Annotated in this window: 16 protein-coding genes; 9 read left to right on the top strand and 7 right to left on the bottom strand. The window is 56.9% G+C overall.

Annotation, left to right across the window (positions count from 1 at the left end):
* The first annotated feature begins 53 nt into the window (after window positions 1-53).
* The 6 genes from M0D65_RS32865 to M0D65_RS32840 all read left to right on the top strand — a co-directional run bounded on the left by M0D65_RS32865 (window position 54) and on the right by M0D65_RS32840 (window position 4,842).
* Window positions 54-272: a hypothetical protein gene (locus M0D65_RS32865; RefSeq protein ID WP_266256182.1), complete on the top strand. Its 219-nt coding sequence runs from the start codon at window positions 54-56 to the stop codon at window positions 270-272.
* Window positions 273-395: 123 nt separating this feature from the next.
* Window positions 396-1,205, top strand: a complete 810-nt coding sequence (locus M0D65_RS32860; protein WP_091006345.1) for a ThuA domain-containing protein — start codon at window positions 396-398, stop codon at window positions 1,203-1,205.
* A complete protein-coding gene (locus tag M0D65_RS32855; protein WP_266256181.1) occupies window positions 1,202-2,353 on the top strand; it encodes a Gfo/Idh/MocA family protein in 1,152 nt (383 codons plus the stop codon). Before M0D65_RS32860 ends, M0D65_RS32855 begins: the two co-directional genes overlap by 4 nt.
* A 242-nt stretch (window positions 2,354-2,595) precedes the next feature.
* On the top strand, window positions 2,596-4,005 hold the full coding sequence (locus tag M0D65_RS32850; protein WP_266256180.1) for a carbohydrate porin: 1,410 nt from the start codon (window positions 2,596-2,598) through the stop codon (window positions 4,003-4,005).
* Window positions 4,006-4,118: 113 nt separating this feature from the next.
* Window positions 4,119-4,514 carry a VOC family protein gene (locus M0D65_RS32845; RefSeq protein ID WP_266256179.1) on the top strand — a complete coding sequence of 132 codons (396 nt, stop codon included), beginning with the start codon at window positions 4,119-4,121 and terminating at the stop codon, window positions 4,512-4,514.
* A gap of 1 nt (window position 4,515) precedes the next feature.
* On the top strand, window positions 4,516-4,842 hold the full coding sequence (locus tag M0D65_RS32840) for a nuclear transport factor 2 family protein (protein ID WP_266256178.1): 327 nt from the start codon (window positions 4,516-4,518) through the stop codon (window positions 4,840-4,842).
* An 80-nt stretch (window positions 4,843-4,922) separates the two neighbouring features.
* On the opposite strand, the gene M0D65_RS32835 is transcribed toward M0D65_RS32840, so the two are convergent.
* From M0D65_RS32835 to M0D65_RS32825, 3 genes are all read right to left on the bottom strand, one after another.
* The gene (locus M0D65_RS32835; protein ID WP_266256177.1) at window positions 4,923-5,324 is read right to left on the bottom strand and encodes a 2-oxoglutarate dehydrogenase; all 402 of its coding nucleotides are present in this window, start codon (window positions 5,322-5,324) and stop codon (window positions 4,923-4,925) included.
* 61 nt (window positions 5,325-5,385) lie between these two features.
* A complete protein-coding gene (locus M0D65_RS32830; RefSeq protein WP_266256176.1) occupies window positions 5,386-7,197 on the bottom strand; it encodes a peptidase S10 in 1,812 nt (603 codons plus the stop codon).
* Window positions 7,198-7,888: 691 nt separating this feature from the next.
* On the bottom strand, window positions 7,889-9,169 hold the full coding sequence (locus M0D65_RS32825) for a CdaR family transcriptional regulator (protein WP_266256175.1): 1,281 nt from the start codon (window positions 9,167-9,169) through the stop codon (window positions 7,889-7,891).
* A gap of 88 nt (window positions 9,170-9,257) precedes the next feature.
* On the opposite strand from M0D65_RS32825, the gene M0D65_RS32820 reads away from it, so the two are divergent.
* Both M0D65_RS32820 and M0D65_RS32815 read left to right on the top strand, forming a co-directional pair.
* The gene (locus M0D65_RS32820) at window positions 9,258-10,136 is read left to right on the top strand and encodes a metal-dependent hydrolase (protein ID WP_266256174.1); all 879 of its coding nucleotides are present in this window, start codon (window positions 9,258-9,260) and stop codon (window positions 10,134-10,136) included.
* Window positions 10,137-10,367: 231 nt separating this feature from the next.
* Window positions 10,368-10,604 carry a hypothetical protein gene (locus M0D65_RS32815; RefSeq protein ID WP_266256173.1) on the top strand — a complete coding sequence of 79 codons (237 nt, stop codon included), beginning with the start codon at window positions 10,368-10,370 and terminating at the stop codon, window positions 10,602-10,604.
* A gap of 31 nt (window positions 10,605-10,635) precedes the next feature.
* On the opposite strand, the gene M0D65_RS32810 is transcribed toward M0D65_RS32815, so the two are convergent.
* From M0D65_RS32810 to M0D65_RS32795, 4 genes are all read right to left on the bottom strand, one after another.
* Window positions 10,636-11,109 (bottom strand): hypothetical protein, encoded by a 474-nt coding sequence (locus tag M0D65_RS32810; protein WP_266256172.1) that lies wholly within the window; start codon window positions 11,107-11,109, stop codon window positions 10,636-10,638.
* Between the two features lie 1,311 nt (window positions 11,110-12,420).
* Window positions 12,421-13,215: an FRG domain-containing protein gene (locus M0D65_RS32805; RefSeq protein ID WP_266256171.1), complete on the bottom strand. Its 795-nt coding sequence runs from the start codon at window positions 13,213-13,215 to the stop codon at window positions 12,421-12,423.
* Window positions 13,216-13,327: 112 nt separating this feature from the next.
* Entirely contained in the window at window positions 13,328-14,200 is an 873-nt protein-coding gene (locus tag M0D65_RS32800) for a hypothetical protein (RefSeq protein ID WP_266256170.1), read from the bottom strand.
* A 255-nt stretch (window positions 14,201-14,455) separates the two neighbouring features.
* Complete coding sequence (locus M0D65_RS32795) at window positions 14,456-15,673, bottom strand: HEPN domain-containing protein (protein ID WP_266256169.1); 1,218 nt, start codon at window positions 15,671-15,673, stop codon at window positions 14,456-14,458.
* A 541-nt stretch (window positions 15,674-16,214) separates the two neighbouring features.
* On the opposite strand from M0D65_RS32795, the gene M0D65_RS32790 reads away from it, so the two are divergent.
* Window positions 16,215-17,009, top strand: coding sequence for an SDR family NAD(P)-dependent oxidoreductase (locus tag M0D65_RS32790; protein WP_091006368.1), 795 nt, complete (start codon window positions 16,215-16,217; stop codon window positions 17,007-17,009).
* Window positions 17,010-17,215: the final 206 nt, after the last annotated feature.

Genomic DNA, 17,215 nt, shown 5'->3' with positions numbered 1-17,215 from the left:
AAATTCGATGAAAATTTGCGGCTCTAGTGGGTCAGTTCTGCGCGGACATCAACATGCACGTCGAGCAAATGGGCGAACACACGTATGTGTATCTCGATACGGAGTTGTCCGCGCACCCGCTGGTTGCGAAGACTGCGCCAGGCTACATCCATATCGGCCAACGTCTGCCGTTCGCTCTCGCGCCCGATGCACTGCATCTGTTTCATCGGGACGGACGGGCGGCAACGCGCGCGGTACATGAACAGGGCGCGGGCTCGTTGGCCCTCGCGTAACGGTGTGCCCGGGCGGTGCCGCCGATGCGACAGATGCGGCCGGCCAGGTGTTCAGCAGTTTCAGGCGGCTCGGGTTTGCAGCCGCCGTCAAATCGGTAAGTTGATTCCAGACAAGGACCAGATATGTTCAACAAGAAACTTTCAGTGATCGTGTGGAACGAATTCGAGCACGAACGCGAAGAACCTGAAATACGCGCGATCTATCCGGAGGGTATTCACGCGACGATCGCCGCTGCGTTACGCGAGATACCCGCGCTGGGGCATGGCACGCTACCGCTCGAGATTGGCACGGCCACGCTCGATCAACCGGAACACGGCTTGAGCGAGGCGCGTCTCGCGACGTGCGACGTGCTCGTGTGGTGGGGGCATAAGGCTCATTCGAAAGTCGACGATGAGATCGTCGAGCGCGTGCAGCGCCGGGTTCTCGAAGGGATGGGGCTGATCGTGCTGCACTCGGGACACTTCTCGAAGATCTTCCGGCGCCTGATGGGCACCAACTGTTCGCTGAAGTGGCGCGAAGCGGCCGAGAAGGAGCGCGTGTGGGTCGTCGAGCGCTCGCACCCGATCGCCGCGGGTCTCGGCGAATATTTCGAGTTGCCGAACGAAGAGATGTACGGCGAGCGCTTCGACATTCCGCAGCCAGACCAGACGATTTTCATCTCGTGGTTCGAAGGCGGTGAGGTGTTCCGTTCCGGTTGCTGCTGGGAACGCGGACACGGCCGGATTTTCTACTTCCGTCCGGGCCACGAGGCCTATCCGACCTATCACAACCGCGACGTTCAGCAGGTGCTGGCCAATGCCGTGCAGTGGGCGGCACCGCGTGTCAATTTCGTCGACCATTGCCCACAGTCCGCCCCGCTCGAAACGCTGAGCGACAACGGCAACGCATTCGCGAAGGTCGGGATCCGGCAATCCACGGGAGACATCGCGTGAACGACGACTACAAGGTGGAATTGCCGGAAGCCGCCGTCACGCTGCGCGACCGGCGGTTGCGGGTCGGTGTGATCGGACTGGGCGTCGGTCTCAAGCACATCGAGGGCTGGCGCGAGCATCCGGACGTCGACGTGGTGGCGATTGCCGATCCCGATGCGAAACGCCTCGCGAAGGTCGGCGACGAATTTTCGATCGATGCGCGTTATGCGGATGCGCAGACGATGCTCAAGGCCGAGCGGCTCGACGTGGTGAGCGTCTGTACGCCGAACAAGTTTCACAAGGAGTTGACGCTCGCTGCACTCGGCGCTGGTTGTCACGTGTTGTGCGAAAAACCGATGGCGATGAATGCGGAGGAGGGGCGCGCCATGCTCGCCGCTGCGCAGCGTGCCGGCAAGCGGTTGATGATCAACTTCTCGTATCGCTTTAGCGCCCAATCGCGGGCGCTTAAAGCCCAGGTCGACGCCGACCTTTTCGGCGACTTCTATTTCGGCCGCACGGTCTGGCATCGCCGGCGCGGCATGCCTGGCTTCGGCGGCTGGTTCGGCATGAAGTCGCTCGCGGGCGGTGGCCCGCTGATCGATCTCGGTGTACACCGGCTCGACCTCGCGTTGTGGTTGATGGGTTATCCGAAGCCCGTCTGGGTGATGGGCTGCGCGTACGATCCGATCGCCCGCGAGCTCGCCGAACAATCGGGCAAGACCTTCGACGTCGAGGATCTGGCCGCGGCGCTGATCCGCTTCGACAACGGCGCGACGCTTGCGCTCGAGGCATCGTGGGCGACCAACATCCAGGAAGCCGAGCTGATGGAAACCCGCCTGCTCGGTACCAAAGCGGGGTTGCTGCAGAAAAACCTGAACGAAGGCTACACGTTCGACGCGCATATCTTTATGGAGCAAAACGGCGCGCAGTTCGACATGCGCCTGAACCCCTCCGGAACCATCGCACGCTCGGCAATGTACGACTACGCCGAAGCGATTCTGAGCGACACGCCACATCCCGCACCGGGTGAGGAAGGTCTCGTCGTGATGGAGATTCTCGACGCGATCTATGCGAGTGCCGCGTCAGGTCAACCGGTTCGCGTTCGACCACCGGCAGCGGGGCGCACATCGCTCGAAGCGCCCGCGCTCGATGTCGGCGTAGTCGGATAACGATGCCGGCGGGCTCACGCACGTCAAGTTAGTAGTCGACCCATCGTACCCAGCATTGAGGCAGGCATCCGGCGACAACGCCGGCATGCCGGTCTTCGTGCGCGCCAAAAACGGGTGCGTTTAATCAAAAGAAAAAGGCGCGCGCATAGCACGCACGCCAGAAAACAGGTTTGGAGACAACCATGATCAATTCAGCAAGAAAGAGGGTGCCCGGCGTGCGGCGGTTTGCCGTGGCGATATCGATGACGACATGTTCGACGGTCCTGCATGCAGCGCCCGTTGCGACGGTCGCGACTGTCGCAACGGCACCTGCCGATTCGGCCGCGTCGTCACCCGCTCTGGTGATGACGCTGGCGGATGCCGGCAACGCGGAACCGGCCGGTATGAGCCAGTCGACAGGTGTGGTGCAAACCGACACCAGCCCGATAGGCACCGTGACTCCGACACCCTCGTCGGCATGGAACCAGCTCACGCCGTGGACGGTATTCCATGGCTATTTTCGGGCAGGCGTCGGCGCGAGCGATGGCCACTCGCAAGCCTGCTACCAGTTGGTGGGCGCGTTGAGCAAATACCGGCTCGGTAACGAGTGTCAGGTGTATGGCGAACTGGAGATCGACCAGACGTTGTACAAATTCTCGAATGGCATGCAGCTGTCGGCGGTGGGAATGGCGAGTCTTGTCAACTCGCTCGATCGAGTACCGACTTTTCATACGAGCAACGGCAACCAGGGCAACATCCGCTTGCCGCAGTCGTATGTGCAGTTGACCGATATCCCCGGCCTCGACGCCGCGCGCATCTGGTTCGGCAGGATCTACTACCGGCGCCATGACGTCTACGCGAATGATTTCTTCTACTGGAATCCGACCGGCCTTGGCGCGGGCATCGAGAACGTGTCGATCGGCGGCGGCCTCAAGCTCAGTTACGGGCTGTTTCGCAAGGATACGGTCAACGCGCAGTATTACGCCACCCGCCATGACCTGCAGTTGTCCGGTGTGCATCCGAACCGGGACGGCGAACTGCAGTTCGGGTTGTCGTATATTCCGGCGCGGGCACCTGTGAGCGGCTCGAACGGCTTGATGCAGGACGCGCATAGCGGCTGGTCGATCACCGTGCAGCATGTCCAGTCCAATCTGTTCGGCGGGAAGAACAAGCTCGCGTTCCAGTACGGGACGGGCCCCGGAACCGGTCTTAGCTACACCGGTACGCTTAGCAACGACCACCGCTACAAGAGCCTGCGTGTGCTCGATGCATTCGACTGGCAGGCAACGCGCGATTTCGGCGGCCAGGTGGTCGGCATTTATCAGCGCGACATCGCGCCGTCGGGTGGCTCGCAGACCTGGGTGTCGATGGGCGTGCGACCGGCTTACGCGTTCACTCAGCACATCAAGCTGCAGGGCGACTTCGGCCACGACCTCGTGACGCCATCGGGTGGCCCGACCCGTAAGCTGCTCAAGGCGAGCGTCGCGTTGACACTGGCGATGGACCGTTCGTTCTGGTCGCGACCCGAGCTGCGTGTCTTCTACACCTATGCGCACTGGAACCAGGCGGCACAGGCTGCGGCGGCACCTGGCGATCCGCTGTCGACGACGGGAATTTTCGGCACCTCGCGTACCGGTTCGACGGTCGGAACGCAGATGGAATGGTGGTGGTAAGGAACCGGGTGCGAAAGCAGAAACAGTCAAGCTTTGGGGAGGATCGGGTGAGCGCGCGTGGGTCGATCGTTGTATCTTAGCGCTCACCAGATACAAAGGAGGGGAGAGCCCCCATGCTCGATCACGTATTCATATCCGTCAGCGATATCGATCGTTCGATTGCGTTCTACGAGAAGACACTCGCGCCGCTCGGCATCGCCCATGCGCTCGACTACGACGGCAGACAAGGCCCTGCCGGCCACCCCGATCTCAAGGGTTTCGGCAAGAACGCTCGCGTGTTCTTCTGGCTGCGCGAAGGTACGGTCGAAGGGCGCGCTGCCCACGTCGGTTTCGTCGCCGACGGCAAGAGCGAGGTCGATGCGGCCTTCGCGGCGGCGATGGCCGCAGGCGCCAGCGAAATCCATCCTCCGGGACCACAACTTCACTACGACCCGCGCTACTACGCGGCCCAGGTTCGCGATCCCGACGGCTACAGCCTCGAATTCGTCTACAAGGAATGGCAGCACTGATATGAAGAAGCTTGTCGATACATTCATCCAGACCGTCAACGCATTCGACGTCGAAGGAGCGTTGGCCCTCTTCGCGTCCGATGCGGTCATCGACGACGTTTCGGTTGGCGACGCCTTTGTCGGCACCGAAGGTGTTCGCCTGTATATCGAGCAGTTTTTCGTTGGTTATAAAACTGCCAGCAAGCTTCTGTCGCTCGAGCAACTGGACAACTTCAATGCCGTCGCTCGCCTCGACTTCACCGGTAACTTCGGCCACGAGATCGGGACGCTCAAGATCGCAATCAACGCCGATGGTCTTATCGAACGCATCGATGCGGATCTCGAATGAGTGGTACACCGCAATAATCAAGGCGAAACCGGAGTGTCTTCATCGACACCCCGATTTCGCCCACTTCGAATGAAAACCGCTTACTGCTGTTGCAGTTGCTGCTTCTGAATATACGTCCGCACATCGGCCATCGATACGCGCCCGGTATGGGCGCTATCGATTGCATCGAAGTGCTTCGAGACATACCCCAGACCGCTGCTTTGCGCCTGCGCCTTCGTCACAGAAGCGCCGTTACTCAGCACCGTGTTGGCACCGAGCCGAGCTTCGACACGCTGCTGCGCCTGCTGCTGCAGCGTCGCACCCGTGGAGGGGAGCACAGCCGCCACACGGCTCTGCGGAAAGAACGGACCGTCGACGCCGTGACTGCCATGCGGCAGCGTCACCGCAGCTACCGCTTGAGGCGGCAGCGCGTGAGCGCTACTGATTGCAGCGCCGAGCACGATCAACGGGGAAATACGTCGCATCAATTTGATTAAAGACATGATCACTCTCATTGAATGGGTGAGCAGAGGGTTCCCGTAAGAAGGAGTATCCCGCTATCGATCAAGGTACCTTCGCTCCGGTAGTGGCCGCGTTGGCCGTTGGCGTGCTGGCCGCGGCCTCGTCTGCCCACGGCGCCGGCAACGTCTTGAGCGTGAGCGCCCCCGGAATCGCTGCGTTCTGATAGAAGAGCGCCAGGTCCGACTTCATCTGCGGGCGAGCAACGTCATCCAGATAGATCATGTGACCGCCCTGGAAGAAGCTGACCTGCAGGTTCGGATTTAGACCCGATACGGTCTGGAGCCGCGCGAGCTGCTTCTCGGTATTAAAGAACGGCGTGGCCAGATCGTGATAGCCGTTCTCGGAGAACACAGCCAGCTGCGGATTGAGCTGCAGCGCGCCGAGCAGATCGGGGATCGTGTCCGGCAAAGCCTGTCCGTCGTGCGAGAAGTCCCAGCTACCGATGATGTTGTCGTTCAACGGCACGTAGGTCGCATTCGGCGCCGTATAGCCGAGGTAGTTCGGCATCTGTGTCGCGAGGGCGTTCGTGAACGGCTGCGAAATCAGGATGTCCGACGGGTCGCCATCGCTTTGCAGCCGCGAGTCCGAATTCGGCAGCGACACGCGTCCATCGTAGCGGCCGATCGTCGTTCCCGATATCAGACTGCCCGAGAACGGATTCGCGTTGAAGTAGCCCTTCAGTGCCTGCAGGGTCAGGCTGGACGGCTGCTCCCACGACGTGAGCGTTTTCGTCGAAGGGAATACCGGCCTACCCAGTGCATCGGGGTCGCCGATCTGACTCAGCACCCACGACTGCGAATAGCTATTGAAGGCGCTGTACTCGGTCGTGACGAACTGCGCCATCTGCGTCGCGTAGGCGCTCTGGCTAGCCGGTGCCGGCGATACCTGGTTGTAGTACGCCGCCACCTCCGCATAACCGGGCATGTAGCCGGCCACGGTGTCGGTGGCAAGCGCGAGACCGGCGGTCGAATTCTCGACGGCGACGGCTTCCGTGGCATCCGCGAAGTAATTGAGGATCGCGGACTGCAACGTGATCCCCGTCAGATGTACGCCGGCTGTTTCGAGCGACAGCGCGAGCATGTCGGTACGCGGCGTGCCATAGGATTCGCCATAAAGGTAGATCGGCGAACTGCTGCGACTATTCACCGTTAGATAACGCTCGATGAAATCGCGCATCACGGTGACGTCCGGATCGGAACCCCAGAACGTCTGGTTCGTGTTCGGCGACACGGCTTCGGAGAGCCCGGTTCCCGGCGGATCGATGAAGACGAGATCCGTCGTATCGATCAGACTTTCAGCGTTGTTGACGAGCGGATAGTTCGGCCAGTTGGTGCCGAACAGCGGGTCGGGCGTGGCGACACGCGTCGGGGCAAACGAGCCGAGACGCAGCCAGATCGACGACGAACCCGGGCCGCCGTTGTAGACGAACGTCACAGGGCGCGGCGCACCGTTCGTGCTGGGCGCGGTGTACGCGACATAGGACATCGAAGCTTCTGGATTGCCACTCGAGTCGGATGCGGTCAGGTGACCCGTGGTGGTCGTGTAATTGACCGTGGTGCTGCCGGAGGTCCACGTGTAGTTCATCACGGCAGCCTTCTCGGCGACTTGCGACGCGTCGAGACTGTCGTTCGCATTCATCGAATAGGCAACGGGATCGACGTAGGTCTGGTTGGCTGCTACCTGGGCGGCTTTCGCGTTAGCGGTCTGCTTCAGGTTCGCGGCACTGCTTGAAGAGCCATCCCCGCTGCCGCATGCGGCGAGCGCCATAGCGCCGACTACCATGGCTGCAATGGTCGTGATCTTGCCTGGCGTAGCGCCACGGCGATTGCCGGCACATCTCCTGTCTGGTTTCATCTTTATCCTTGGTGGTGGGTTCAGATACCGTTTCGCAAAGACCGCTGGCGTCAACTGGACGCGTCGAGACCAGCAGTCGGGATTGAACTGCTTTCTGAATTTAAAACCACGAATCTAAAGTGCATAAACCTGCAGACCAGCGGTGAAATTAATTTATCTTGTGTAGTGGTTTAAGGTGAATGGATTTTTAATGGTGAAGCCATGGGGAAAATAGGCTGGGGCGATGGACTTTGTCAAGGGTCGCCCGGATGACAGAAATACGTACGTGAGATTTTGGCGAGTTGCTTGAGTATTGGAAGAAACATTGCTGCGTTGGCATATTGAAAGAGTTTCTTGAGTCGCATTGCCTGGGAGATTCCCGTTGGTACGCTAGATTTTCCGTCAAAACCGGGGAGGGCTTTATGTATTGGATGATAAGGCTTTTCGAAAGAAACCTTTCATATTTCGAATTGAATCATTGATTTATATAAATCAATTGTGGTGACTGGAGATTTTGTGACAACCCGCTGAATCAGACAATTTGAGAAATTTTGAAAATCCTCGGAATCGTGGTTGCCCAATTTTCGAAAAACGTCGATTTTTTATTTGGCGGACAGAGCACTGTGCAATGCCGCCCAGGGTCGTTGTGTTTCTGCTGATTTCCAGTACGGTCGATTTCTTTGAAGATCGATTATGGTTATCGATCGATTGCCTACTCCTCGTTTTGAGTCCAGGCCAGCACCTCCAGCGCGGCCGCCACATCCAGCCGGCATTTCCTTAGCGGGCGCGGCAACAGCTCCTCCGCTTTCTCCAGCCGGCGTAGCAGGGTATTGCGGTGGCTATGTAGCAGTTCCGCCGCCTCCGTTGCATTGGAGCCGCACTCGAGGAAGACTCGCAACGATTTCTGCAGGATCGGCGACGCCGTGGTCAGCGATCCTAGCGTCTCGCTGACGAAGTGTTGTGCGGCCCTCGCATCCTGTGTCATTAACGACACCAGCCGAACCTGAGCAATGCTCACCACGCATGCAGGGGAGCGGAGTCGGCCGACTACCCGTTGCGCCGTGAGCGCTTCCAGATGCGAGCTCCGGAATCCTTCGATGCCACGGCCGGGTTCGCCGATCGCCACGCGGGTCCGGGGAACCGTCGCCACGAATTGTTCGAGCCGCGTCCTGTTGACCGGTTGATCCGCCGCGCACCATACCCACAGCGTCGCCGAATTCGCCAGGATGACCAGGTGTGACGATGCGTGTGCGCAGTGCGCGAGCTCGCGCGCAACGTCCTCGAGTTGCCGAAGCTCGGGTTGTCTGGCCTCGCTCCAGATCAGCGCGCCGTGGTGCTGTTGCTCCATAGCGTATTCGAGGCGTCCGCTAGCCAGAACAGCGCCGACATCTTCGCCTTGAATGATTCTGGCAACGAGGTCGCGACGATCCACATGGCTGCTTTGCCGCAGGATTTCCTGCTCCCGGCGCAGGACGGTGGTGACCTCGCGCATGTTGTCGTCGATGAAGGTCATGATCGACTGTGCCATGACCTCGAGCAACTCTTCGAGCAGCACGGCATCCTGCGTCAGCTGGAAGGCGGCCCGACGCGAAAACTGCAGCGCGGCGTTTTGCACAGCCCGGCCGGAATTGAGAATGACGTCGCCTTGCCCGCGGCGGACCAACTGCCGAGCCATCTCTTCGAGGTCAGGCGGCAGATAGACCGGAACGGGTTCGCCGGGGTGCTGAATGTTCGCGGAAGCCCAATGCAGGATGCCGACGCGGTTCATCCGACGTGAAGCTGCCAGCAACACCGGATCGTCGATTGAAGACATTGCGGCGACATCTGGCAGGCTCGCCGCGTCCAGATTCTCCAGCCATTCCGGCGGCGCCTGGAGCGCGATCTCTGCTCCCTGACGCAGCAGTTCGCGAACCGCCGGTGAGGGCGTCTTCCAGCCAGGAGGTAGAGCGGAGGGCATAAGAGTAGGGCTATTTGCACTTTTCGGGCTATTCATTTGGTGCACTCTATACCTTGTATGCCATGCCGGGGGCCACTACGATCAGATTTCGAAATCACCGAATCCTTTTCCTGGAATTGCCGCCATGACATCTTCCCGCAAGTGCGCCATCGCCATTGTTGCCCGCGAGAATATCGACTTCGGATTCGATGAGAGTATTCCACGGCACTGGTTCGACAACGACCCCTACAAGAGCCGCTTCCTGGATGGCCTGCAGATCAGCTTCCCTGAAGGCGAGCGCTTTTTTATCTCGAGTGTTCGTGCCGTACGGCACCGTATCAAGGATCGACAACTGATCCAGCAAGTAAAAGACTTTACGCGCCAGGAAGGGCAGCACGGCATGGCGCACATCCGATACAACGAGATCCTTGTGAAACAGGGCATGCCAGTCGAAAAACTTTCGTCCATCCACAAGCATTTGATCGACGAAATGAAGGCCCGGGTTTCAGAAGATTACAGTGTCGCGATCACTGCTGCAGTCGAGCATTTCACGGCCTCGCTCGCCGACTCGTTCTTTGCCCGAAAAGTCGTGACTAAAGGCATGGAGCCGAGGATGCGTGCGCTGTGGGCCTGGCACGCCATCGAGGAAATGGAGCACAAGTCGGTTGTCTTCGATGTCATGACTTCCGTCACGCGGATCAGCTACCGGAGCCGCATCGGCGCGATGCTCCTTGTCATCTGGCAACTGAACCGGATTACGGGCTACTTCACGGACCAGATGCTGAAAGCCGACGGCTTCAACTGGATCGAGCGAAGGATGCTCAAGCTCAAGAATCTTGGGTGGCTATACGGCTTCAATGGCGTGAAATCCCGCATGATTCCCGGGATTGTCCGGTACATGCTGCCAGGTTTTCATCCCAGCAAGATTGCGAATTTGCACAACTATCCGTCCTGGGTCGCGGAATATGAGCGCAGCGCCGATCCACATTTGGCCTCCGCTGCGCTACTGGCCGCGGCTAGCTGACTTCGTCTGGGTTTAGAGGCGGGGTTTGTCGAGCTGCGGATACCGGCAGGCTTGGAAAGTGGCTAACGATGTTCGTGATTTTGTATTTAACATAACGTAATTTATCAATCGGACCGATGTCAGAGCTTTTTAGTAATGTCTGGTTCTGGCTCATTAGAAATGTCCGGTTCCCGGCCCCGGGCTGTAGCTGTGGCGCATGCTCAGGCATGACGCACAGCCCGGGAGCCGGACATGAACGGACGTGGATTCATCACGATAAGCATGCACGAGCTCGAGCGTGTGAAGGTCATCGAGGCAGTCATCGAGCACGGTCTGACACTCGGCACCAGCTTCCGTTACCGGGTTTCGCCGGTTGAGTCTCGCCCATCACCAGTGAAAAAGCCCCGCATCGCGGGGCTTTCAGAACATTCATCGCCGTTTCGCCAGGGGCACATCGCCCAGCGCCTTTCAGAGGCACGTACGCCCTAAATCCTGCGAAACCGGGCCGGGGCAGCGCAACTCAATCAATCTGGAGCTGAATCGAGTTGTACCCAAGAATGTTCCCGCTCTTGTACCAGACGATGACCTGGCCACTCTTGTCGTTCGCCAGATTGGCCTGTGTATATCCAGGGTTCGCTTTCTGCGTAACCAAACCCGTACCGGAAACGTCCAGATTCCAGTCGGTCACCGCAGAGTAATGTGTTGACGGATCTGCTGTTACGTCGGTTTTCTGTCCATTCGCCGCAACCAGGTCCACCCTCAACTGCACGCTGCCGCCATGTGGAACATGCAGGATATTCTGGTCGATAAACTTGCTCGCGGCCGCTGCGTCGGATGCGCCACTGGCGTCCCACTCTGCCTCTCCTTTGTACACCGTTCCGTTCACACTTACTTCAAGCAGCGCGTTGGGCACGTCCTGTGCCGAAGCACGAAGAGGTAACGCAGCCACCACGCATGCCGAAAAGAGAAATGCTATATACCGTTTCGAGTCCATCCCTCATCCTTTGATCGGAAAGTTCTCAGATAATCAATGTCTGATGACGCAATGCTGACTATTTGCCTCGATATGCAAGACAGGCACCGTCAGCCCAAAGGCCCGACGAGCATGGGGGCCCGGACCAATGTAGATAAGACGACCAAGCCCAATACAGCTGCTGCGGTTGAGCATACCCACTCGTATCCCAGTCAAACATGCACGCACGCGGATTGCACGAACTCAACGTAAAGGTCCAAGTCGCAGTCGATTCCCGTTGCGCATAGGCCTGTGCGGCAGCCAGGAGATCGGATCCACATATAGCCGGATTCGAGGTCGGATTACCAGCACAGAAATAAGGCTGTCCAACCACCAATGGCGACAACTGCTCCTGAACTGGCAAGTTATGGGCCTGTCGATATGCAACACATTGGGTGCGCACAGAATTACGTAGCCTTTTGACAATTGCCGCCGCAAGGATGCCAGCGACCGGTACGCTATTCGCCTCTTGCACACATTGAGAGATATTTTTGCCTATCTGATCCCAGTCGCCCGGGTCGCCGCATCCATCAGTATTAAGAGCGTTCTGAAGATCATTTTTAATATGATACTGGGCCATATGCTGCTCGCAGTACTTCTGGTTTATGTACGATACCGATGAATAATTGTCGCAATCACCCATAACCTTTTTCCAGTCGCCAGTTCTGCTTGTGAACGGAGTAACGAATGTGGTGACAACTTCATCCAGCCAGTGCGAACTCGCAAGACTGCTCTTGCCCAGACACGATGATTTAGCGATGCAGGTCTGGGTGTCAGTGAACCCATTTTGGGGTGCGCCCGAGGGACGAGGCAAATTATCAAGAGCGACAACGTTCGCATAACAGCTATCTCCACAATATCGGTTCGCAAAACTCCCATCAGTTTTACATTGCGGATTGGTTCCCACGTTCACCGAGCCCGCGGCAGTCGCGCAGGCGGAAGTCTTTGGGACCGCCCCGCCTTTTTCAAAGATGGGATAGCACACGCTATCCCCTGTATCTGCCATGGCAAACGCAGAGCCTAACAGCAGGCAAAAAACCGTCAGCAGCTTAGACGTTGTGAGCAACATTATTCGATTCATTCTTGATAGCTCCGGCATGCGCATTACATAACGTTGACGCAATACTTACCGCGCAAAACTATGCCATATCAAGACATCGAATTTCGAAACTGTATTGAAATATTTCTCAATATTTCTCAAACATAACCCTTTCTCCGAGATTGCGTCGGCCGGGAGCCATTCTATGAGCACAAACTGGCTGCGTAACGCCCCGGCTCTAATTTCTGAACAGCTCACCTAGCCACGTCATCCCCGTCGTTTGTACCGATCAACCACTCAAGACCCAGTTGCGAACCAAGACGCGGCAAGATCTCATCATCAGAGAACAGATACACCCCCGCCACCAACCTCGCGACACCGACCAAATCAGGAAACAATGTCGCACTTGTGACGCCGGCGGTCCTCAACTGCAATCGCATCGATCCAAAAGAGACGGCCGGAATACTCACGTAATGCACCCGTTTCTCAAATTCCTTATTCGATTCAAGCGACACGAACCGATCTTCTTTGTTCTCATGCGAGCGATGAACTGTAAACCACCCGTCTTGCGCAGCAATCCTGCGTGACACATGACGCGGCCTAAACAGCGCGGTCCGATTCACGGCCAGAGGGTTACGACGCTCCTGATCAGATAACAAATCACCCTGCTCGTAACCCAGCACCCACACAGCGGCGTCAGGCGGCTCCTTAGTGCGATCCGCCGACGCTACGCCCGGTAGATTGATCGCGAACCACAAAGCGGCCAACGCATTACCGGTCCAATCGAGTAACCGCGTCGGCATCTCATGGTGTTGCGCGATCGCAAGCCAGTCAGCGTCGCTCAGATCTAACGTTGATTCGAGATACGGAATCGATCGGAGCTTGAATTCCTCCAGCATCTCACGCTCCACGTCCGCCGAATTGCGCGGGTGCCGCGCAACACTAGGTTTCAGCGCCCAAGGCAATTCACGCTGCCCCCGGAAGAGATAGCGTGTGGCTCCGTCCAAATGACCCGCGACAACAGCGATATACGCTGCAAGTGTCGTCACCTTTCCAAGATGCTGTAGTGCCCGCTCGTCTTCACACGATGTAACCGTCATAGCGCAGCCCCCTGCTGTTCGCACGCCTTCCGCCCCCACCCAACTATAACCATCACATCCGCTACGCAAGCTTCCTCAAAAATCTAACGAACTGTTCTGAGTTCATCAACACCTTGCCGCGTGGTCTCCACAAATCGTCAAAAGCACGCTGTAGAAAGCCCTGCTCGTTGCTGACAAGCACGTCGGCATGCAACAAATGTGTCATCAGATCAAGGTCTGCTTGGGCATTCAGGTCAATCCTGTCGTTTGCATAGACTGACGCATAAAAAGGCATGTACAAAATCGTCTGCACGAAAGTCGTGAAGTACGGATAAAAATCCTTCGCCCGCGACCATCGATTTGCGACTTCAACTGGGTTGTACGCCTCGATCTTCTTAACAATGAACTCTCGCCCACTCCGATCAGCCTCACTGGAAAGCGTATCTGCGAACACCGGAACACCATGACGCTTTCGACTGTATCTAATCAACCTAGTCCAATCTCGCACCTGTAATCGGACCTCCTTCGAAAGCTCCCGCATCTTTGCGCGCTTCGCGTTTTCTACCCTCAGCTCATCCTGAACCTCGCGCCAAATCTTCCAAGTGCCGTCCAAGGGCATATCGTGACAATTTTCAAACAAATATTCCTGTCTTTTGAGCGGCATAAATCGCCTAGCATGCACCCCCCGGCCACAGACCAGCTCGGAATGCCATATGCTCACAAAATCATCGTTAAGCCGCCCGGCCGTGTCCATCAGAAAGGGCATCCAACGCGTCGCCAGATCCCGCCGCTTCGCATCATTGCCGTAACTTCGCAGCATCTCCTCAAGAAAAACGTGTCCATATACGGCCACAATCCGCCCAGCGTGACATAGCTGACGCATGGGGCTGCTATCAAGAATATCGAAATGCTGCGGCGTAAAGCAATTCGTATCGAACACAACACGTACTCGCATATCGCCCCCGTTCATAGTTATTTTCGGACAGACAACAGGCAGAATCCACCACCCAAACTTCACCGCCGAACGCTAGCCTAACCGCTTCCACTAGCGTGGCGCGCTCAACACTAGCGGGCGCATGAGCCCTACCAGCAGACTTTACTCGCGCGACTCCTACACAGTGAATAGCCCCCCGGTCCTGGCGCAACGGTCTTCGCGGCCGGTCGGGCACGCCTTAGAGTGCCCCCGGCGATCACGGGCGGACCAAGCAGTTTAGTTGCGGCCGCCCAATATCAATTTTGTCCATTTTGGCATCGCACCATTTTTTATGATCTTTAAAATTGCCGAAACACAAAGTCGGACGCCATCAGCTAGCAAATCAGCATTGGACTTGTCCTGCTTACCCTTCCCGAGAGAACCGCTGTGAACAGCTGATGACCTGAGATCATACAGTTTTTGGAATTTTCCATATAAATTCTCCCGTTCCTCTTCTGTTTCTCCGAGCAACCAGGCACCACGCAACCTAAGTGGCAATGCGATCGGTGCATTTTTATCACCATCCGATAGGAAGAGCGACTCCATAGCAATTCCAAGATCAATTGCCTTTTCTACTTCACTGATGTGTTTAATAGCCAAATTAAGTCTAACGAGCGGAGTGTACAAAAAATTTTTCACGTTATCATTCAAACGAGAAAAATCGTTAACAATGACTCTATAATTTTCAATGTCTTCATCGCCAAGCTCAGTTATCTGATTTGTCTTCGTTTCCTCCGAGTGCATATACGTCGTTTGGGATAGATACCGTTTTAGCGGTATACTTTCGTCAAGCTCCGTAGCGTATTGGCGGATACTCGGTGAACACGGGCCTACGAGTGTCAATAGATGTGACAATTCGAATAACTGCTCCACTCCAGCATCAACCACTCCCTCATTCGTCACTTTGAATCCAAATCGCATGGATCTTCTTCGCCAGAGCACGGTCCTTGGACTATCAAAAAAATTATCAAAAAAGGGCGACACGCTCCGGCCCACCATATATTTCATGAATTCACTGTGTTCCGTCACTGCTCCTTTAATCTGATTGGACGGAGCATCAGATATGGGTGCGAGCCAAATATTATTCGATATTTTATGGATTTTTGATACAACTATTCCCGACAACAATGCAATATCGTTTACCGGCGCATCCGTAGCCTTCAGCATTGCATCAATAGTTTCCGCCGCCTTTTGGGGAGAGACCTCTTTCGCGAAAGTTAGCGCACACGAAGCAAGCGCCCACGCGTTAACGATAGTCGACCCACTGCAGTGATAAATTTTTTCCCCTAAGTATTTTTTCGTGAATTCATTACTCTCTAAAAATCTTTGGGTCGCCGACGTTTGGTGTGCGGTTAATCCCAAACGACCGTAATAAGGAGATTCCGTATACATCGCGGGATCACTGGTAAGATCGCTGTCAATTGCGTGCGCCAAAGCGGCGATATCTAAAGACACGTTCCCTTCCCCGTATTGTAGGTTTCACTCGCAATTCCTAGCTGCAACCGCGTGACACTATTACGCGGCTCACGTTGAGCACTGAGGATATAGCCGCACCACGCACAGGTTCTTGAGAATCAAGCCTGACCCAGCTAACACTCACGCGTGGACAGCCAAAAGCAACCTAATTCCTGTCGCCAGAAAGTTTGACACCGGTCGAGCATCGCGCCAACCAGTTTCGCCGCAGCAAAGACAATTATGCCTTGAATCGCTTGTTTACACGGGTTTCCGCCGTGCAATAGGTGCATTAGTGAGAGTTTGACGCGCCCTAATTTATCAATGCAATACGATGAGTCACGCTGTTCATATTTCGGTTAACCGACGCCACCCCAAGGCGTCCCTCAAGCGCGCCGATAGCCTTCTGCTGATCGTCGACTGTGAGTCAATCGATCCACATTAATTCTTTTTTGGAATCAATATTATGATAATTCAGGCCATTATCATCAGTTCCGGCATCACCCACAATCCAGCCTTCTCCACACGTTGAAGGACTGGTGCCATGAATATCGATCTCACTGGCCGCAAGGCCGTCGTTACCGGGTCAACGGCGGGTATCGGCCGAGCCATTGCAGAAGGATTGGGGCGCGCAGGCGCCGCGGTTGTGATCAACGGTCGCACTGAGAAGCGTGTCTCCACGGCGCTTCGGGAGCTTCGCGAACTCTTGCCAAAGACGGAGTTCACCGGCGTCATCGCCGATCTTGCGACCCCGGAAGGCGCGGCGGAGTTGTTCGCGCGGGCGCCGGATGCGGACATTCTCGTCAACAACGTGGGTACGGGGCGTCCGAAGTCCTTCTTCGAAATTGAGGACCGCGAGTGGATCGATCTCTTCGAACTGAACGTCATGAGCGGCATTCGCGCCTCCCGCCACTATGTGCCGAACATGATGAAGCGCGGTTGGGGGCGCGTCGTCTTCATCAGCAGCGAGTCCGCGCTTGCCATCCCCAAGGACATGATCGACTACGCCACGACCAAGACCGCTCAGCTCGCCATTGCGAGGGGCCTGGCCGAGGTGGTCGGCGGAACGGGCGTCACCGTGAATTCGGTTCTTCCCGGTCCGACGAATTCGGAGATCATGGGTGGTTGGGCGCAGGCGAACGCAGATGCGCAAGGCATTACGCGTAAGGAAGCCGAGCAGCAGTTCCTGAAAACGAATCGCCCGACCACGCTCCTCAATCGCTTCGCGACAACCGAAGAAGTCGCCAATCTGGTCGTCTATGTCTGCTCGGAGCAGGCGTCGGCGACAACAGGTAGTTCGTTGCGTGTCGACGGCGGTGTCGTTCGGACAATTGCATAGGGCACACGCGTTTTCACTCGTTCAACGCGCTTCGAGAGGGGCCAAACCATCGGTTCCCTCTCGGGGTAGTCAACAGCCCGTGGAGCTTGACCGCTCGGACGCGTTTTTCGTACGAGCACATGAACTACCTTGAGGTAATTCGGGTTTTCGTCCGCCGTCCCTTTTCCGCCAGCAGCGAGGCTGCTAACGAAAAGTCCCCAACCGAG

The organism is Paraburkholderia sp. CHISQ3 (assembly GCF_030464945.1).
Classification (GTDB): domain Bacteria; phylum Pseudomonadota; class Gammaproteobacteria; order Burkholderiales; family Burkholderiaceae; genus Paraburkholderia; species Paraburkholderia megapolitana.
The sequence above is the reverse complement of the archived record's forward strand: the minus strand, read 5'-3'. Positions and strand labels throughout refer to the sequence as shown.

What these genes read in the sequence shown, in the direction of transcription:
- M0D65_RS32790 (WP_091006368.1), top strand. Translation starts at nt 16,215, where the DNA reads ATGAATATCGATCTCACTGGCCGCAAGGCCGTCGTTACCGGGTCAACG.
- M0D65_RS32850 (WP_266256180.1), top strand. Translation starts at nt 2,596, where the DNA reads ATGACGACATGTTCGACGGTCCTGCATGCAGCGCCCGTTGCGACGGTC.
- M0D65_RS32815 (WP_266256173.1), top strand. Translation starts at nt 10,368, where the DNA reads ATGAACGGACGTGGATTCATCACGATAAGCATGCACGAGCTCGAGCGT.
- M0D65_RS32825 (WP_266256175.1), bottom strand. Translation starts at nt 9,169, where the DNA reads ATGAATAGCCCGAAAAGTGCAAATAGCCCTACTCTTATGCCCTCCGCT.
- M0D65_RS32860 (WP_091006345.1), top strand. Translation starts at nt 396, where the DNA reads ATGTTCAACAAGAAACTTTCAGTGATCGTGTGGAACGAATTCGAGCAC.
- M0D65_RS32830 (WP_266256176.1), bottom strand. Translation starts at nt 7,197, where the DNA reads ATGAAACCAGACAGGAGATGTGCCGGCAATCGCCGTGGCGCTACGCCA.
- M0D65_RS32865 (WP_266256182.1), top strand. Translation starts at nt 54, where the DNA reads ATGCACGTCGAGCAAATGGGCGAACACACGTATGTGTATCTCGATACG.
- M0D65_RS32820 (WP_266256174.1), top strand. Translation starts at nt 9,258, where the DNA reads ATGACATCTTCCCGCAAGTGCGCCATCGCCATTGTTGCCCGCGAGAAT.
- M0D65_RS32800 (WP_266256170.1), bottom strand. Translation starts at nt 14,200, where the DNA reads ATGCGAGTACGTGTTGTGTTCGATACGAATTGCTTTACGCCGCAGCAT.
- M0D65_RS32845 (WP_266256179.1), top strand. Translation starts at nt 4,119, where the DNA reads ATGCTCGATCACGTATTCATATCCGTCAGCGATATCGATCGTTCGATT.
- M0D65_RS32840 (WP_266256178.1), top strand. Translation starts at nt 4,516, where the DNA reads ATGAAGAAGCTTGTCGATACATTCATCCAGACCGTCAACGCATTCGAC.
- M0D65_RS32810 (WP_266256172.1), bottom strand. Translation starts at nt 11,109, where the DNA reads ATGGACTCGAAACGGTATATAGCATTTCTCTTTTCGGCATGCGTGGTG.
- M0D65_RS32835 (WP_266256177.1), bottom strand. Translation starts at nt 5,324, where the DNA reads ATGTCTTTAATCAAATTGATGCGACGTATTTCCCCGTTGATCGTGCTC.